This is a genomic window from Paenibacillus sinensis (assembly GCF_019904155.1).
In the GTDB taxonomy this organism is placed as follows: domain Bacteria; phylum Bacillota; class Bacilli; order Paenibacillales; family Paenibacillaceae; genus Paenibacillus_AQ; species Paenibacillus_AQ sinensis.
On record NZ_JAHCMB010000186.1, the window covers coordinates 38674 to 56454 of the forward strand.

Consider the following 17781-nt stretch of genomic DNA (forward strand, 5'->3'; position numbering starts at 1 on the left):
GGTGAAGAGCGGTCATGATTCCACAATATTTGGTTGATTTCGATCTCCGGGAGCTGCCGGTCGTCGAGACGGATTGCATCGTCATCGGCTCGGGCATTGCCGGATTATTCACGGCGATCAAGGCAAGCGAGGATCGCAGGGTCGTTATGCTCACGAAGAAATCGGTGATGGAGAGCAACACGCGCTATGCCCAGGGAGGCATAGCCGCCGTTATCGCCGAAGACGATTCTCCCGTCTATCATCGTCAGGACACGCTGATGGCCGGAGCGGGTCTATGCTCCTCGTCCTCTGTTGACGCGCTGGTGAACGAAGGGCCCGAAGGGGTCCGCGAATTGATTCGTCTCGGCACGCTGTTCGACAAGGAGGACGGTGTCCTTGCGCTGACCCAGGAGGGCGCCCACAGCCACCGGCGCATCCTGCATGCGAACGGCGACGCGACCGGCTATGAGATCGTACGGGCGCTGTCCGAGCAGCTTACCCGGCATCCCAATATCGAGGTATGGGACGATCATTATGTCATCGACCTCATTACCGAGGACGGGGAATGCGTCGGCGCGCTCGTTCAGAACCCAAGCGGCGAGCGCCTGTTCCTGAAGGGCGATGCGACTATTCTCTGTTCGGGCGGATCAGGCCAGCTGTACCGTTACACAACGAATCCCGATGTGGCGACTGGCGACGGTGTGGCGATCGCCTACCGGGCGGGTGCGCATATCCGCGATATGGAATTTCTGCAGTTCCATCCCACGGCGCTGAGTTATCCGGGCGCTCCCCGCTTCCTGATATCGGAGGCGGTGCGGGGCGAGGGCGCAGTGCTGCGGAACATTAACGGCGAGCGGTTCATGGAACGTTATCATGAGCTTCTGGAGCTGGCTCCCCGGGATATCGTGGCGCGGGCGATTCTCAGCGAGATGGACGAGACGAAATCGACCTTTGTCTATTTGGATATCACCCATGAATCTCCGGATATGGTGAAGCACCGTTTCCCTACGATTTATGAGACCTGCATCAGCTACGGTCTGGATATTACGAGCGACTGGATTCCGGTGGCTCCGGCTGCGCATTATATGATGGGAGGCATCAAGACCGACCTGAACGGCGAGAGCAGCATTCCGCGGCTCTTTGCCTGCGGGGAAGTGTCGTCTACCGGCGTTCATGGCGCGAACCGCTTGGCGAGCAATTCCCTGTCCGAAGCGATCGTCTTCGGCCGCCGCATTATCGAGCGCGTGCGCAGTCTGCCGAAGCTCAAGAATGGCCCGGTATCGGCGGGCTGCGATCTGGGCCGGCATGAGCATTCCACCCAGGCGATTGTAGAGCGGCGCTTGAAGCTTCAGAAGATTATGGTCCGGTACGCCGGTCTGCGCCGGAACGAAGAGATGCTGAACAAGGGGCTGGATGAATTGAAGCGTCAGCTTCCAATATTCAGCGGAGCGCTGACCAAGCGGGAAGAATATGAATTTGCCAATATGCTGACCTGCAGCCTGCTGATCACGGAATCGGCGCTGGCGCGTCAGGAGAGCAGAGGGGCCCATTACCGCGAGGATTTTCCGCAGCGGGACGATGAGCATTGGCGCAAACATTTGCTCCAGATTCGGGGCGTTGGCATTGTAGAGGAGAAAAGTGATGATGTTTAACGGATATAATGAACAGCTGGTAGAGTCCATCAAGGCATGGCTTCGGGAGGATGTCGGGTCCGGCGACGTGACCACCCAGACGACGATCCCCTCCGGACACCAGTCCAAGGGAATCATTCATGCCAAGGAAGGCGGGGTCGTCTGCGGCCTTCCGGTAGCGGAACTCGTATTCGAGGTGGTGGACCCTTCTCTGAGTTTCCTTCCTCGGGTTAAGGAGGGAGAGGTGATCGCCAAGGGCACCGTTCTGGCCGAAGTGGAAGGCAGCACGCATTCCATTCTGACCGGCGAACGGCTTGCGCTGAACCTCATGCAGCGGCTGTCCGGAATCGCGACCCGGACGGCTTCGTTCGTTGCGGCGCTGGAAGGGCTGCCGACCAGGCTGGTCGACACCCGAAAGACGACGCCGGGACACCGGATGCTGGAGAAATATGCCGTACGCGTCGGCGGTGGCGCGAACCACCGGTTCGGATTATACGACGCCGTAATGATTAAGGATAATCATATCAAGGGCGCAGGCGGCATTTCGCAGGCGGTCGGCCGGGCTCGGGCGCATATCCCGCATACAATGACGATTGAGGTCGAAACCGAGAGCCTGGATCAGGTAGAGGAGGCGCTGGCCGCAGGTGCGGATATTATCATGCTCGACAATATGTCCCATGAGATGATGACTGAGGCGGTGCGCCGGATCAAGACCAAGGCTTCGCATGTCAAGACCGAGGCCTCGGGCAATGTGTCGCTGGAGACCGTCCGCTCCATTGCCGAAACCGGCGTCGACGTGATCTCGGTCGGACGGCTGACTTACTCCTTCGCAAGCCTGGATATCAGTCTGGACTTGAATGCGAAGAAGGAGGGCGGCTTGTCATGATGCTGGCCGTGGATATCGGCAATACCAATATCGTGCTTGGCTTATACCGCGGGAAGGAGCTGCTGCACCATTTCCGGCTCAGTACGGCAAGGCAGGCGACCGCGGATGAATACGGAATTATGATTCATAATTTGTTTGATATGTCGGGACTCTCGGTTAAGGATGTGGAGGGGGTTATTATCTCCTCCGTCGTTCCGCCGCTCGTGCATGTCATTGTAGAAATGTGCCGTAAGTATGTCGGCAAAGACCCTTTGCTGGTTGGGCCCGGGATCAAGACCGGGCTCAATCTGCGTTATGAGAATCCACGCGAGGTGGGGGCGGACCGGATCGTCAACGCCGTTGCGGCGATTGAACGCTACCAGTGCCCGCTGGTCGTGGTGGATTTCGGAACGGCAACGACGTTCGACTGCATCGACGGAAGCGCCAATTATTTGGGAGGCTGCATCGTGCCGGGCATCGGGATTTCGACCGAAGCACTGTATCAGCGGGCATCCAAGCTGCCCCGCATCGAGCTGGAGAAGCCCAAGAAGGTGATCGGCCGCAACACGGTGCACGCGATGCAGGCCGGGATTATTTTTGGCTATGCGGGACAGGTCGAGGGCATTGTAAGACGAATCAAGGCGGAGATGAACGCGCCTGAACTGAAAGTTATCGCGACAGGCGGATTGGCTTCCATGATCGCGGGCGAGACGGATTGTATCGACGAGGTCAATCCAATGCTGACGCTGGAAGGACTGCGGATCATCTACGATCGCAACCAATAACAAAAGATATACCTTTAATTGGAGACAGGAGGGCCCATGACCTATGCAGAATAAAAAAGACCGGTTGGTGAGAGGCACGGCGCTTGGCGGGAGAGTGCGGGCGTTCGCGGTTCGTACGACCGGGCTGGCTGCCGAGCTGCAGCGCAGACACGACACTTACCCTACAGCAACCGCCGCGCTCGGGCGCACGGTTACCGCAGCCGCCATGATGGGCGCTATGCTCAAGGGCAGAGAAATGATTAACATCCAGGTTAAGGGCAACGGTCCGTTGGGGCAAATTGTGGCGGAAGCCAACGCTGAGGGCGAGGTCCGGGGTTACGTCCAGAATCCCCATGTTCATCTTCCGAGCAACAGCCTCGGCAAGCTGGATGTGGCGGGAGCGGTCGGCACCGAGGGCTTTATCCATGTCATCAAGGATCTGGGCCTGAAGGAGCCTTACCGCGGCAGCGTTCCGATTGTTTCGGGTGAGCTGGGCGATGATTTCACCTATTATTTTGCCATATCGGAGCAGACCAACTCCGCTGTGGGGCTCGGCGTGCTGGTAGAGGCCGACAACAGCGTCAAGGTGGCGGGCGGCTTCATCATTCAGCTGCTGCCGGGCTTAAGCGATGAGGAAATTACGGAAATTGAAAAAAATCTGGGTGCGACTCCATCGGTTACAGCGCTGCTGGATCAGGGGCTTGAGCCGGAGGATATGCTGCGCCGGATTTTGCCGGATACGGAAGTGCTGGATGAGATGGAGATCCGGTTTCAATGCCATTGCTCCAGAGAGCGGGTGGAGCAGACGCTGGTCAGCCTGGGCAAATATGAGCTTGAGCAGATGATCGAGGAAGACGGACAGGCGGAAGTGGTCTGCCACTTCTGCAACGAGGCCTATACTTTCAACAAGGAAGAGCTTCAGGAAATTCTGAATCAGGCGAGGTAGGAATGAAGCGGCCATGACGAGACAGGAGAGCGCATTGCGCAAAGCCGTTCTTATTCTGGCCGGCCTCGCGCTGGTACTCGGGGCGCTGCTTGTATGGCAATGGCGCAGAGCCGGGAAGGCGGACCCAAACGGGGATGGCAGTAAGACGGTCGCGAAAATTGCGGACCAGAGGATCACCGAAGACCAGTGGTTGGACGAGCTTCGCCGTAAGCATGGCAACGAGGTACTGCTTGCGATGGTGAACCGGATTGCCGCAGAGAAGGAAGCGGAAGCTCTGGGCATATCCGTATCGGAGCAGGATGTGGACCGTGAAGTGGAGGAAGCGGCCTCCGGCTATGACTCGGAAGAGCAGTATTACGCACAGATGGAGTCAGAGCTGGGTCTGTCCAAGGAAGAAGTGCGCAAGGAAGCGAAGTACCGGGTCATGCTGGAGAGCATCGCGACCGCCGGAATCAAGATAAGCGAGGATCGGATTGACGAATATCTTCAAGAGAATCCAGGCAAGCTCCATCCGCCGAAGAAAATCGAGCTGTCCATCATCAAGCTGGCCTCCTACAAGGAGGCGGAGCGTGCAATGGACCGGCTGGAGAACGGCGAGGATTTTGCTGCACTGGCGGAGGAACTGTCGATTGATGAGGATACCCGGCATCAAGGAGGGCGGGTTGGGGTCGTCGAAGAGGATGACCCCTTCTGGCCTCAGGAGCTGCTGACGGCAGCGGCAGGACTTGAAGCCGGCGATATCGCCGGCCCATTCCAGATCGACGAGGATTACGCGGTGATCCGCACGGACAAGATCATCATTCCGCAGGCTCCTGACGAGCAGGAGGTACGGAAGCAGGTGCGCCGTGAATTGGCCTTGGAGCAGGCCCCTTCGCTGGAGCGGGTCAAGGATGACCTTCGGACTAAATACGAGGCTTCAATAAGTGTTGACAAGGGACTTCAAGATTGATAATATTGGATTAACAGTAATACCTACTGAATTAGTCGGAATATCGGCGGCTCCCAGAGACGCCGTAGAAGCGCCCGACTTGGGGCGCGGCGCCAGCTGCCAACTTCGGAGCGGTCCGGCATGACCGATCGGATACATAATCGGACATTCCTGATGAACCGGGGAGCAGAATGCTGAAGACTACAGTCACAAGCCCTGTTTTCATTATTCTCGTTTATTATTCCAAGGAGGTTTCTGCTCATGGCCAAAGTCGTTAATAATGTAACTGAACTTATCGGGGGAACACCGCTTGTTCGTCTGAACCGGATCGTACCGGAAGGCGCAGCGGAAGTTTATGTGAAGCTGGAGTATCAAAATCCGGGTTCGAGCGTTAAAGACCGTATCGCGGTCAGCATCGTGGAAGAAGCGGAGAAGGACGGCCGTCTGAAGCCGGGAGATACAATTCTGGAAGCGACTAGCGGCAACACCGGTATCGGTCTTGCTATGGTAGCAGCGGCGAAGGGCTACAAAGCGATCATCGTTATGCCGGAAACCATGAGCTTGGAGCGCCGCAACCTGCTGCGCGCTTACGGCGCAGAGCTTGTGCTGACACCGGGATCGGAAGGCATGAACGGCGCGGTCAAGAAAGCCGAAGCCATTCTGGCTGAGAACCCCAGCTACTTTGTGGCCGAGCAGTTCAAGAATCCGGCCAACGTGAAGATTCACCGTGAAACGACCGGACCGGAAATCGTGGAAGCGATCGACTCCATCGGCGGTTCCCTGGATGCGTTCATCGCCGGTATCGGAACAGGCGGAACGATCACTGGCGCAGGCGAAGTGCTGAAAGAGAAATATCCGGACATCAAGGTCTATGCGGTAGAGCCTGCGGCATCGCCAATTCTGGCCGGCGGCAAGCCGGGTCCTCATAAGATTCAGGGTATCGGAGCCAACTTTATCCCTGAGATTCTGAATCAGAACGTGTACGACGAAATCATTCATGTCGAGAATGACGAAGCTTTCGAAACGGCGCGCCGTGTAGCCAAGGAAGAAGGCATTCTGTCCGGCATCTCTTCCGGCGCAGCAATCTTTGCAGCCATCAAAGTGGCCAAGGAACTGGGCGCAGGCAAGCGTGTCGTAGCGATCGTGCCAAGTAACGGCGAACGTTATCTCAGCACACCGCTGTACAATTTCGAAGCTTAATCAGCTCGGCTATCTTCAGAAATTGAAGTCATATCCATGAACGGGTAGGGCCTCTGTCCTTGCGATTGCAAAGGGCGGAGGCTTTTTTCATTGGTGACGCATAAGCTGCTGCGTATCTGGAGACCTCGCTAACTTCGGGTAAACACTCGGCTTGAGGGCAAGTGGAGCGATGATGTCAATCCTTATAGAGATACGGCTCGGACTGAAGCTTATAATCCAATGGTTAATAAAGCGAATGGCGGGGAAGGCTTTTCAAACAAGGGGACATACAGTATACTGACATGCAAACAGTCAGGAGAGAGACATAGGAGGATGAACTTGGAGATTGTCGCGGGGTGGAAGGAATGGGAGCGCTGGGCTGAGCAAGGCTGGAACGTCCTTCCCTTGGTTATCAAATCGGGAGCGGGGATGAGCGGTCTGCCGTCTTCCTGGAAAAAGGCCTGGGCGGCCGCATCCCCCTATTCCGTGCTGCTGGAGAGCGGCAAGGGCGGGCGTTACACGTATCTCGGACTTCGGCCTTCATCGGTGCTGACAGGGAAGGGACAAACGGCAAGGGCCGTTCAGTTGAAGGGAGACGCCGCTTCGACGGGACTGCAAGGGGCGGATAATCTTGCAGAAACCATTGACTTTGAAGGTCCGCCAATCCATGTGCTCCGGCAGTGGATGCAGCCCTTCGCGGGACCGCGTGTGGAAATTTCCGGCCTGCCCCCGTTTATCGGCGGCTGTGCCGGCTTTCTCGCTTATGATGTTGTCCGTTCCCTGGAGCGTCTGCCCGAGACGGCCGAGGATGCCCCCGGCTTCCCTGATTATCTCTGGATGATGCTGCCCGAGCTGTGGATTTACGACCACGAGCAGGACGAGCTGTATTGCGCTGTTCATTGTAAATGGCCGGCGGCCGGCGGCATCACCCCGGTTAGGACCGCCACGGACAGCAACGCCCTAGATGGCATTGCCCCGGACGGCATCACCCCGGTTAGCACCGTCTCGGCCAGTACCGCTCCGGACAGCAACGCCCCAGACTGCGCTTCCTTGGACGGCAGACTCATCAGCGCTTCAGCCGGGAATGCCGATGCCGCTCCTTCGCCCCGGTCTACAGCTGAGCTCGAACAGCTCTATCAATCGGCCTTGGCCAGGGCCGAAGGGATGCTCCGGCTGTGGCGGGAGCTGGGCGCCGCTGATAATGAGGCCGGAGACATCGCATTCGCGGATGTCCCGCCTCTGTCCGGCGCCGACTCCGGAGAATGGCCGGGTTCATCCTCGGCGTTCACGCAGAAGAAGTTTCAGCAGGCGGTACAGGCCATCCAGGACTATATCCGCCAAGGCGACGTCTTCCAGGTGAACCTGTCCCTGCGGCAGGAAGCACCGCTGTCTTCTTCGCCGGAGGAGGTCTACGAATGGCTGCGCCGCCTGAACCCGTCCCCATACATGGGGCTGCTGCGCTCGCCCGGCTTCGCGCTCTCCAGCGCTTCGCCGGAGCTGCTGGTCAAGCTGCATGGGGACGAAGTCAGCGCGCGGCCGATCGCCGGCACCCGGCGAAGGGGCCACACTCCCGCGGAGGACGACGCCATGGAGGCGGAGCTGCGCGGGAGCGAGAAAGAACGCGCCGAGCATATCATGCTCGTCGATCTGGAGCGCAACGACATCGGCCGTGTCGCTGCGTACGGGACGGTCCATGTGCCGGAGCTCATGACCGTGGAGCGCTACTCGCATGTCATGCATCTCGTATCCCAGGTGAACGGGCGGCTCGCGGACGAGAAGGATGCCTATGATGTCATCGCCGCCCTGTTCCCCGGAGGAACGATCACCGGCGCGCCAAAGGTGCGGACGATAGAAATCATCGAGGAACTGGAGCCGGTGCGGCGCGGACCCTATACCGGATCGATGGGCTGGATTGACTACAGCGGGAATATGGAATTAAATATTATTATACGAACGTTGGTTGTACAGGACGGCATCGGCTATATCCAGACGGGAGCGGGCATTGTGATCGACTCAGACCCGTACCGCGAATACCGGGAATGTCATAATAAGGCCAAGGCCATCGTGAAGGCGGTGCTCTGCAGCGAAGCGGCACACGTCCAGCCTGGCAGCGGCGCGGAAGGGGCGAATCGTACATGATTTTGGTTATCGACAACTATGACTCTTTTACCTATAACCTGGTGCAGTATTTGGGAGAGCTTGGCGAGAAAGTGGAGGTCCGCCGGAACGATGAAATCAGTCTGGAAGGCATCGAGAAGTTGGCGCCCGATCATATTCTCATTTCCCCGGGGCCCTGCACGCCGAATGAAGCGGGCATCAGCCTTGCGCTGATCGACCGGTTCAAGGGAGAGATTCCGATATTCGGCGTATGTCTGGGGCATCAGGCGATCGGACAAGCCTTTGGCGGGAATGTCATTCGCGCCGAGCGGCTGATGCATGGCAAGACGTCGCCGATCCATCACAAGGGCGGCTCCGTATTCGAGGGCCTGGAATCGCCGTTCACGGCGACCCGGTATCATTCGCTGCTGGTTGAGCGGGAGAGCCTGCCGGACTGCCTGGAGATTACGGCCGAGACGGAAGAAGGCGAGATTATGGGCCTTCGCCACAAGGAATATCCGATTGAGGGCGTGCAGTTCCACCCAGAATCGATTATTACCGATCATGGTCATACCATGCTCCGCAATTTCCTGAAGCGCAAAGCCGGAACGACGGCATGACCTTTATAGGAATGAACGGCGCCGTTCTCGGCGCGGAAGAGGCCGTGGTTTCCGTCAGGGATCACGGTCTTTTATATGGAGTCGGTTTGTTCGAGACTTTCCGCACCTACGGAGGCACGCCTTTTTTGCTGGATCGCCACTTAAAACGCATGGAGGAAGGCTGCCGTGATCTGGGTATCCCGCTCCAACCGGATGCGGAGAGGTTAAGGGAGTGGATCGCAAGGCTGATGGAGCGGAACGGGCTTCAGGAGGCCTATATCCGTTATACGGTGACCGCCGGAGAGGATATTATTGGCCTCCCGGCAGGCGATTACAAGAACCCGAACCATGTGCTGTTCGCAAAAGCTCTTCCCGCCCGGCCACAGGAGCTGGATACGAAGGGCAGGGAGCTTCAGCTTCTGAAGCTGCGGCGCAATACGCCCGAGGGGCGGGTTCGGTTTAAATCTCTCCATTATATGAACAATATATTGGCCAAGCGCGAGCTGTCGGGATATCCCAGCGCCTCAAGCGGCGCGGAAGGGCTGATGCTGACGGAACGGGGTTATGTGTCCGAGGGCATTGTAAGCAATATCTTTTTCGTCAAAAACGGACAGCTTCTTACACCGGATGAGACTACCGGCATTCTTCCGGGAATTACCCGGGAAATGGTCATGGATCTGGCGGAGGAGCTGGGCATACCGGCGGAGTCCGGGTTATATGACTGGCAGACGCTTGAAGGCGCGGACGAGATCTTTTTGACCAATTCGATTCAGGAGATCGTCCCGGTTACAGCACTATGGGAAGAACAGACGCGCAGGGTGATAGGTGACGGTTTGGCTGGACCACTTACCACTAAGCTGCTGCTGAAATACCGGGAACAAACGGGGGTTAGCGAATCATGAAGCCGAAGCTGTACCAAAGAACCTACGCATGCGGACCCGCCCAGTTCAAGCTTGGGGACCGTACGCTCATTATGGGTATTCTGAATGTGACGCCCGATTCATTCTCCGACGGGGGGATGTGGGACAAGCCGGATGACGCGGTTCGGCATGCTCTGCAGATGGCGGAGGAAGGGGCGGACATTATCGATATCGGTGGCGAATCGACGCGTCCAGGACATGTGCAGATCAGCGTTGAGGAGGAATTATCCCGAATTCTGCCCGTCATTGAGGCGATTCACCGTGATGTGCCCCATCTTCCGCTGTCTGTCGATACGTACAAGGCGGAGGTAGCTCGTCAGGCATTGGCCGCCGGCGCTCATATTATCAACGATATTTGGGGGTTCAAGGCCGATCCCGATATGGCACAGATCGCCGCCGACGCCGGATGCCCCGTCATTCTGATGCATAACCGTCATGACCGGAATTACCGGGAGCTTGGAGACGACATGGTTGCCGATCTTGAGGAGAGCATCAATCTTGCGGTCTCTGCGGGTGTGAGCCCCGAGAATATCATTCTCGACCCCGGCATCGGTTTTGCCAAAGATTACGAAGAGAACCTCCGGGCGATGATGCTGCTGGACCGGCTGACGGAAATGGGCTATCCGGTGCTGCTGGCAACTTCCCGCAAACGTTTCATCCGCACCGTGCTGGATCTGCCCGCAGACGATGTGGTGGAAGGAACCGCCGCGACGGTCGCATTCGGCATTGCCCAAGGCTGCCAGATTGTGCGTGTTCATGATGTGCGGCTGATCAAGCGGACCGCTGCGATGTGTGACGCCATGCTGTACTCGAACCGGTAAGACTAGATAAGGAAGGACGACTGTTGTCATGGATAAAATGAAGCTGCATCGCATGGAATATTACGGCTATCACGGCGTATTTGAAGAAGAACGGAAGCTGGGTCAGCGCTATTACGTAGATCTGGAATTCGAGATGGATTTAAGCGCGGCAGGGCTTAGTGACGATTTGGAACTGACGGTCAATTATGCCGAAGCGCATGCTCTGGTTAAAAAAATTGTCGAACAGGAGTCCTTTAAGCTGATCGAAGCTTTGGCCGAACGTATTGCATCTGCGGTACTGGACACTTATACTATTATCAATGCCGTTACCGTCAAGGTAACGAAGCCTCATCCGCCATTCGACGTTCATTTTCAGGGAGTAACAGTGGAGCTGCGGAGAACAAGAAAGAGAGACGTTTGATGAACAACCATTCCACCTCTGAATACTCAGAGGCTTATATTGCTTTAGGGGCTAATTTGGGTGACCGGGAGCGCAGCTTAAGAGAAGCATTGACGCTGCTTGACTCCCAGCAAGGAATTGAAGTGACACGCTGTTCGAGAGTCTATGAGACCGACCCGGTCGGATATCTGGATCAGCCGGAATTCTTGAATATGGCGGCGGCTCTGCGAACTTCATTGGAGCCGGAATGCCTGCTGTCGATCATGCTGGAAACCGAGAACCGACTGGGCAGAGTCCGTCATATTCCGAACGGCCCGCGGACCGTAGATTTGGATCTGCTCTGGATGGAAGGGAGAAGGCTGGATAGCACGCATTTGACGCTGCCTCATCCCCGGATGATGGAACGGGCATTCGTGCTGTTCCCGCTCCATGATATCGTTCCGCAGGATGAGACATCGGGATTGCGGCAGCTTGTCGACAATGCGCTGAAGAAGTTAGACGGAGAGGATGGAATTACATTGTGGACAGCAGACGTCTGGGACGGCGGATCCGAGCCTTCCGCAAACTGAAGGGCTATACGCAGCAGGAACTAGCGGACCGCGCAGGGATTTCACTTGCTGTGCTCGGTGCGGTGGAGCGGGGAAACCGGCGTTCAGAAGATCAAATTTTAGATAAAATTGCAATGGTTCTGGGAGTCGGCGTGGATGAATTGACCGACTCACCTTCTATATAAGGAAGTGAATATCATGCTTAAAATCGGCAACATCGAAATGAAGAATCAGGTCGTGCTGGCACCAATGGCCGGTGTGTGCAATCCGGCTTTCCGGTTGATCGCCAAGGAGTTCGGGACGGGTCTTGTATGCGCTGAAATGGTGAGCGACAAGGCGATTGTCCACGGCAACAAGCGAACGCGCGAAATGCTGTTTGTCGACGAGCGGGAGAAGCCGCTCAGCTTGCAGATTTTTGGCGGGGATCGCGAGTCGCTCGTGGCGGCTGCCAAGGTCGTCGATAAGGAAACCAACGCCGATATTATCGATATCAATATGGGCTGTCCGGTGCCGAAGGTCACCAAGTGCGATGCCGGAGCCCGCTGGCTGCTTGAGCCAAGCAAAATCTATGAAATGGTGTCCGCAGTGGTTGACGCCGTTGAGAAGCCGGTTACCGTCAAAATGCGGATCGGCTGGGACAGCGAGCATATCTTCGTCGTGGAGAATGCGCAGGCTGTCGAACGGGCGGGCGGACAGGCCATCAGCGTTCATGGCCGCACGCGCGAGCAGCTGTATACGGGACATGCGGACTGGAGCTATATTCGACAAGCCAAGGAAGCCGTATCGATTCCGGTTATCGGCAACGGCGATGTGCTGACGCCGCAGGATGCCAGAGCGATGCTGGATCAGACCGGCTGCGATGGCGTGATGATCGGACGCGGCGCGCTCGGCAATCCGTGGATGCTGTATCGGACCGTTCAATACCTCAATACCGGCGAGCTCATGCCCGATCCGTCTCCGCTGGAGAAGATCGAAGTCGCCATTTTGCATATGGATCGTCTGGTCGCTCTGAAAGGTGAAGCGGTGGCTGTCCGTGAAATGCGGAAGCATCTGGCTTGGTACCTGAAGGGACTTAAAGGCGCCGCCCGCGTCAAAGACGTTATTATGGAAGAGACGAAGCGGGATGAAATGGTACGGATTTTGAATGATTTTGTCGACCAGCTTTCCGGGGAGCAGAGTGAAGAAGAAGAGGTGTCGGAGGCCTCCGCATCCGCGGTTTGATGCCTGTCTGAGCGTTAAATTTGGAGGCACCGTATGGGCCGAAGGCTGTCATTGACATTTTGTAACGGTTCCCATATAATTTCACAGTATAAATTCGCCGTTGCAAAAAGCATTGCAGGGAAAGGGTTCTGATCCTTTCGGTTTCGCATATAGTATGGTGTTTTCTATAACGTAAATGACAGGAGAATCGGTTGAGATGAGTGATAAAGAAGTTATTCTTACCCCGGACGGGCTGAAGCGTCTGGAAGAGGAATTGGAGAACCTCAAATCCGTCAAGCGCCGCGAAGTTGCCGAGCGGATTAAAGTGGCAATCGGATATGGGGATATAAGCGAGAACTCGGAGTACGAAGATGCGAAGAACGAACAGGCCTTCATTGAAGGACGCATCATTACTCTGGAGAAAATGCTTCGCAACGCCCGCATTATCAACAGCGACGAGATTGATACCGAGACGGTAAGTGTCGGCGTCACCGTATCTGTGGAAGATATGGAATTCGGAGATATTATGGAGTACACGATCGTCGGCACCGCCGAATCCGATCCGCTCAACAACAAGATCTCCAACGAGAGTCCGGTAGGCAAGGCCATCATCGGCAAGAAGAAGGGTGCCATTGTTGACGTTAACGTGCCAGCAGGCGTTATCCAATATAAAATCATCGATATCAAAATGAAATAATCTCGGCCGAAAGCGTCTACGTGGGATTGGGACATGCCAGGCAATCTGACCAACTGGCGTATGCTGCCGGTGTCCGTATGGAGAAAGCTTCCTTAGGGAAGCTTTTTTCCAAGATGGAGAGGATTGTCCAAGGGGGCCCGCCCCGGCCTTATTTGTTGACAAGAAACGCACGGCCGTCCGGAAGGCGCCGATTGGCGTTTCTTCTTGTGTCTGCGAGAGATTTAAATTTGGAATTGAAGGAGACTAGAGCATGAGTGAAGAAATCGGCAATTCAACCGGTACCGAGAGCGAGCTTAGCGAGCTGTTGAAGGTACGCCGTGCCAAGCTGGACGAGCTTCGGAGCCTTGGAATCGACCCGTTCGGCAAAAAGTATGAGCGCACCCACAGCGCCGCAAGCATTCTGTCCAAATACGACGGAATGACCCATGACGAACTGGATGAGCAGGCGGTTGAGGTCAGCGTGGCGGGACGTATTATGGCTAAGCGCAAAATGGGCAAAGCCAGCTTCTCCCATATCCAGGATCTTTCGGGCAAAATCCAGATCTATGTGCGTCAGGACAGCATTTCGGAAGTGCAGTATGCGGCGTTTGATGTGCTTGATCTCGGCGATATTATCGGGGTGAAGGGAACCGTCTTCAAGACGAAGACCGGTGAAACGACGATTAAAGCCAGCGAGATTGAAGTGCTGTCGAAGTCGCTCCTTCCGCTGCCGGACAAGTATAACGGTCTGAAGGACGTAGAGCTGCGCTACCGCCAGCGCTATGTCGACCTGATCATCAATCCTGAGGTTCAGCAGACTTTTATTACCCGCTCCCGGATTATTCAGTCGATGCGCCGCTATCTGGACTCGCTAGGTTATCTCGAAGTTGAAACGCCGACTCTTCACTCCATCGCGGGCGGAGCGGCGGCCCGTCCGTTCATCACCTTCCATAATACGCTTGAGATGGAGCTGTATATGCGGATCGCGATCGAGCTGCATCTGAAGCGGCTCATTGTCGGCGGTCTGGAGAAGGTATATGAAATCGGCCGCGTATATCGCAATGAGGGTGTATCTACCCGCCATAACCCGGAATTCACCATGATTGAGCTGTATGAAGCGTACGCGGACTACAAGGATATCATGAAGCTGACCGAGAATCTGATCTCGCATATTGCCCAGGAAGTACTCGGTACGCAGAAGATCAACTATCAGGGCCATGAAGTCGATTTGACGCCGGAATGGCGCCGCGTATCGATGGTTGATGCCGTCAAGGAAGTTACGGGTGTGGACTTTGGCGTTCACATGACGGATGAGGAAGCTCATCGTCTGGCGAAGGAGCACCGCGTGCCGGTTGAGAAGCATATGACCTTTGGACATATCCTCAATGCGTTCTTTGAGCATTTTGTCGAAGAGACACTGATTCAGCCGACTTTTGTTACCGGACATCCTGTCGAGATTTCGCCGCTGGCCAAGAAGAATGATCATGATCCCCGGTTCACAGACCGCTTCGAGCTGTTCATCGTGGCGCGCGAGCACGCCAATGCGTTCAGCGAGCTGAACGATCCGATCGATCAGCGTCAGCGTTTTGAAGCGCAGCTTCTGGAGAAGGCGCAGGGCAATGATGAAGCGCATGAGATGGATGAAGATTTTATCCGGGCGCTTGAATATGGCATGCCGCCGACCGGTGGCCTCGGAATTGGAGTTGACCGTCTGATTATGCTGTTGACCAACTCTCCGTCGATCCGTGATGTGCTGCTGTTCCCGCATATGCGGAACCTGTAGAACTCACCAATTGAAGTTTGATATACGAAAAAAGGGAGAAGACGCACAGGCGCCTTCTCCCTTTTTATATTTTTACGCTGACGACGATGAGGGCTCTGGGCTAAATCTGTTGCTCCCGGTTCGCGCTCTCGCTGCATAAAGACTTGACGTAGAGCTCAAGAAGCTCACTTATCCGTGATGGGGGCATCTGATCCGGATACAGCAGGCCGTGCAGGGCAAGTCCGTCGATGTATACGAGCATGGGCTCACTCTCTCTGTCTGCATGTAGTCCCGGGCGTGCCTCTCCACTCTCGATTAGCGACAAGATGAGCCCCTCCATAACGGCTTTCATCTCGGAGCGAACGCGTATGGCAAGCTCTTGCAGAGAGGGTTCAGTCAGCGACTTGACCTTAAAAGCAAGCCAAACCTCCATCTCCGCTTGTCTCTCTTCATCTAAAGGCAAAAACACGCCGAGCACCCAGAGCATATTGGCCAGCGGTGTACCGTCAAACGGGTAACTTTCGATTCGCCGCCGTACTCTATCCGAGACAAGATTCATGGCATAGGCCAGCAGCTCGCTCTGGCTGGAGAAGTAATGGCGCATGAAACCCGGAGAGAAGCCGGCTTCCTGGGCGATTTGGCGTACAGTAGCGTTTTCCATCCCCGCTTTGCGGATAACTCTCCATGTTGCTTCGGCCACTTTTATTTTTTGTTGTTCATGATCTACAATTTTCGGCATGCGCTTATTATACCATATCCCGATTGGCAGTCGACTTTTCAGTACGGTCGTGCTATTATTTTTATAATACAGTTGTATTTTAAAAAGGAGGCGCGAAATGATCGGTTGGCTGATTGTCGCGTGTGAAATCGGTTTTTGGGTAATGATCCTGAGCGGCCTGATTGTACGTTACGTCTTTAAGAAACGCCGTGCCGGAATCTTGCTGTTGCTGTTGACGCCGCTGATTGATTTAACCCTCCTCTTGGCGACGGTATGGGATATTCGGTCGGGAGCGGCTGTAAGCTATCTGCATGGATTAGCGGCCATTTATATCGGCGGAACGGTCGCTTACGGCCACAGGATGATCAATTGGGCGGACTCGCAATTTGCGTATCGCTTTGCCGGCGGAGCACGACCGGCTAAGCCGCCGAAGACAGGTGCTGCGCATGCCTTGGTAGAGCGAGCGGGCTGGTACAGGCATCTCCTGGCATGGGTGATTGGAAGCGCGCTGCTCGCAGCGATGATTCTGATGATCGGCCAGCCTGAGCGAACACGCATCTTTGAAAGTATAGTTAAGGGCTGGGGTTTGGTCCTGATGATCGATTTCGTTATCAGCTTCAGTTATACGCTATGGCCAAGAAGGTCGACAGGCAAATAATATTCTAATTATTCCGAGAAACTCTTGCCTTCTTGATTCACACATGGTATATTCTAATTCCGGCCAAGAAATACGAGCTGCTGAGTCATGAATAAGAAATAAAAAAGCTTGCATTTATAACTTGGCTGTGATAAGATATAAAAGTTGCTGATGCAAAACATAAGCGACGATGAAAGTCTTAAATGAAGCTTGATCTTTGAAAACTGAACAACGAGTGAGTATTAAAGAGAAGAAATTCTCGTCAGTTTCAAAATGAGCAAATCAGCTTTTCTTTAATGGAGAGTTTGATCCTGGCTCAGGACGAACGCTGGCGGCGTGCCTAATACATGCAAGTCGAGCGGAGTTATGAAGGAGCTTGCTCCGGATTAACTTAGCGGCGGACGGGTGAGTAACACGTAGGCAACCTGCCCTTCAGACTGGGATAACTACCGGAAACGGTAGCTAATACCGGATAATTCCTTTCTNCTCTTAGAGTAACTGCTAAGAGAGTGACGGTACCTGAGAAGAAAGCCCCGGCTAACTACGTGCCAGCAGCCGCGGTAATACGTAGGGGGCAAGCGTTGTCCGGAATTATTGGGCGTAAAGCGCGCGCAGGCGGCGATTTAAGTCTGGTGTTTAAACCATGGGCTCAACCTGTGGTCGCATCGGAAACTGGATGGCTTGAGTGCAGAAGAGGAAAGTGGAATTCCACGTGTAGCGGTGAAATGCGTAGAGATGTGGAGGAACACCAGTGGCGAAGGCGACTTTCTGGGCTGTAACTGACGCTGAGGCGCGAAAGCGTGGGGAGCAAACAGGATTAGATACCCTGGTAGTCCACGCCGTAAACGATGAGTGCTAGGTGTTAGGGGTTTCGATACCCTTGGTGCCGAAGTTAACACAGTAAGCACTCCGCCTGGGGAGTACGGTCGCAAGACTGAAACTCAAAGGAATTGACGGGGACCCGCACAAGCAGTGGAGTATGTGGTTTAATTCGAAGCAACGCGAAGAACCTTACCAGGTCTTGACATCCCCCTGAATCGCCTAGAGATAGGCGCGGCCTTCGGGACAGGGGAGACAGGTGGTGCATGGTTGTCGTCAGCTCGTGTCGTGAGATGTTGGGTTAAGTCCCGCA

General features: G+C 55.4%; 18 protein-coding genes and 1 rRNA gene. 18 read left to right on the forward strand and 1 reads right to left on the reverse strand.

Annotated features, from left to right (window positions below; all coding sequences use genetic code 11):
- Nucleotides 1–14: 14 nt before the first annotated feature.
- The 16 genes from nadB to lysS all read left to right on the forward strand — a co-directional run bounded on the left by nadB (nt 15) and on the right by lysS (nt 15315).
- Nucleotides 15–1631 carry an L-aspartate oxidase gene (gene nadB / locus KIH86_RS20990; protein WP_223088618.1) on the forward strand — a complete coding sequence of 539 codons (1617 nt, stop codon included), beginning with the start codon at nt 15–17 and terminating at the stop codon, nt 1629–1631.
- Nucleotides 1621–2496, forward strand: coding sequence for a carboxylating nicotinate-nucleotide diphosphorylase (nadC, locus tag KIH86_RS20995; RefSeq protein ID WP_223088617.1), 876 nt, complete (start codon nt 1621–1623; stop codon nt 2494–2496). Before nadB ends, nadC begins: the two co-directional genes overlap by 11 nt.
- Entirely contained in the window at nt 2493–3260 is a 768-nt protein-coding gene (locus KIH86_RS21000; protein WP_223088616.1) for a type III pantothenate kinase, read from the forward strand. Before nadC ends, KIH86_RS21000 begins: the two co-directional genes overlap by 4 nt.
- Nucleotides 3261–3303: 43 nt before the next feature.
- Nucleotides 3304–4185 carry an Hsp33 family molecular chaperone HslO gene (gene hslO, locus KIH86_RS21005; RefSeq protein ID WP_223088615.1) on the forward strand — a complete coding sequence of 294 codons (882 nt, stop codon included), beginning with the start codon at nt 3304–3306 and terminating at the stop codon, nt 4183–4185.
- Nucleotides 4186–4198: 13 nt separating this feature from the next.
- Nucleotides 4199–5134 carry a peptidyl-prolyl cis-trans isomerase gene (locus tag KIH86_RS21010; protein ID WP_223088614.1) on the forward strand — a complete coding sequence of 312 codons (936 nt, stop codon included), beginning with the start codon at nt 4199–4201 and terminating at the stop codon, nt 5132–5134.
- A gap of 240 nt (nt 5135–5374) precedes the next feature.
- Nucleotides 5375–6313: a cysteine synthase A gene (gene cysK / locus KIH86_RS21015; RefSeq protein WP_038692867.1), complete on the forward strand. Its 939-nt coding sequence runs from the start codon at nt 5375–5377 to the stop codon at nt 6311–6313.
- Nucleotides 6314–6631: 318 nt separating this feature from the next.
- Entirely contained in the window at nt 6632–8431 is a 1800-nt protein-coding gene (locus KIH86_RS30015; RefSeq protein ID WP_316503402.1) for an anthranilate synthase component I family protein, read from the forward strand.
- Entirely contained in the window at nt 8428–9009 is a 582-nt protein-coding gene (gene pabA, locus KIH86_RS21025; protein WP_223088612.1) for an aminodeoxychorismate/anthranilate synthase component II, read from the forward strand. Before KIH86_RS30015 ends, pabA begins: the two co-directional genes overlap by 4 nt.
- On the forward strand, nt 9006–9890 hold the full coding sequence (locus KIH86_RS21030) for an aminotransferase class IV (RefSeq protein WP_223088611.1): 885 nt from the start codon (nt 9006–9008) through the stop codon (nt 9888–9890). Before pabA ends, KIH86_RS21030 begins: the two co-directional genes overlap by 4 nt.
- Nucleotides 9887–10729: a dihydropteroate synthase gene (gene folP, locus KIH86_RS21035; protein ID WP_223088610.1), complete on the forward strand. Its 843-nt coding sequence runs from the start codon at nt 9887–9889 to the stop codon at nt 10727–10729. The genes KIH86_RS21030 and folP overlap by 4 nt, the downstream gene beginning before the upstream one ends.
- Nucleotides 10730–10757: 28 nt before the next feature.
- Nucleotides 10758–11129: a dihydroneopterin aldolase gene (gene folB / locus KIH86_RS21040; RefSeq protein WP_223088609.1), complete on the forward strand. Its 372-nt coding sequence runs from the start codon at nt 10758–10760 to the stop codon at nt 11127–11129.
- Nucleotides 11129–11677 (forward strand): 2-amino-4-hydroxy-6-hydroxymethyldihydropteridine diphosphokinase, encoded by a 549-nt coding sequence (folK, locus tag KIH86_RS21045; protein ID WP_223088608.1) that lies wholly within the window; start codon nt 11129–11131, stop codon nt 11675–11677. Before folB ends, folK begins: the two co-directional genes overlap by 1 nt.
- A complete protein-coding gene (locus KIH86_RS21050; protein ID WP_223088607.1) occupies nt 11629–11841 on the forward strand; it encodes a helix-turn-helix domain-containing protein in 213 nt (70 codons plus the stop codon). The genes folK and KIH86_RS21050 overlap by 49 nt, the downstream gene beginning before the upstream one ends.
- Nucleotides 11842–11854: 13 nt before the next feature.
- Nucleotides 11855–12877 carry a tRNA dihydrouridine synthase DusB gene (gene dusB, locus KIH86_RS21055; protein ID WP_223088606.1) on the forward strand — a complete coding sequence of 341 codons (1023 nt, stop codon included), beginning with the start codon at nt 11855–11857 and terminating at the stop codon, nt 12875–12877.
- 196 nt (nt 12878–13073) lie between these two features.
- Entirely contained in the window at nt 13074–13553 is a 480-nt protein-coding gene (gene greA / locus KIH86_RS21060) for a transcription elongation factor GreA (protein WP_223088605.1), read from the forward strand.
- 250 nt (nt 13554–13803) lie between these two features.
- Nucleotides 13804–15315: a lysine--tRNA ligase gene (lysS, locus tag KIH86_RS21065; RefSeq protein WP_223088604.1), complete on the forward strand. Its 1512-nt coding sequence runs from the start codon at nt 13804–13806 to the stop codon at nt 15313–15315.
- Nucleotides 15316–15415: 100 nt separating this feature from the next.
- Here lysS and KIH86_RS21070 read toward each other — a convergent pair whose 3' ends face one another.
- Nucleotides 15416–15994 carry a TetR/AcrR family transcriptional regulator gene (locus KIH86_RS21070; RefSeq protein ID WP_235775522.1) on the reverse strand — a complete coding sequence of 193 codons (579 nt, stop codon included), beginning with the start codon at nt 15992–15994 and terminating at the stop codon, nt 15416–15418.
- 136 nt (nt 15995–16130) lie between these two features.
- Here KIH86_RS21070 and KIH86_RS21075 point away from each other — a divergent pair, with 136 nt between their 5' ends.
- Nucleotides 16131–16670 carry a hypothetical protein gene (locus tag KIH86_RS21075; RefSeq protein ID WP_223088602.1) on the forward strand — a complete coding sequence of 180 codons (540 nt, stop codon included), beginning with the start codon at nt 16131–16133 and terminating at the stop codon, nt 16668–16670.
- A gap of 272 nt (nt 16671–16942) precedes the next feature.
- Nucleotides 16943–17781: ribosomal RNA gene (locus KIH86_RS21080) — 16S ribosomal RNA — on the forward strand; the annotation flags it as partial.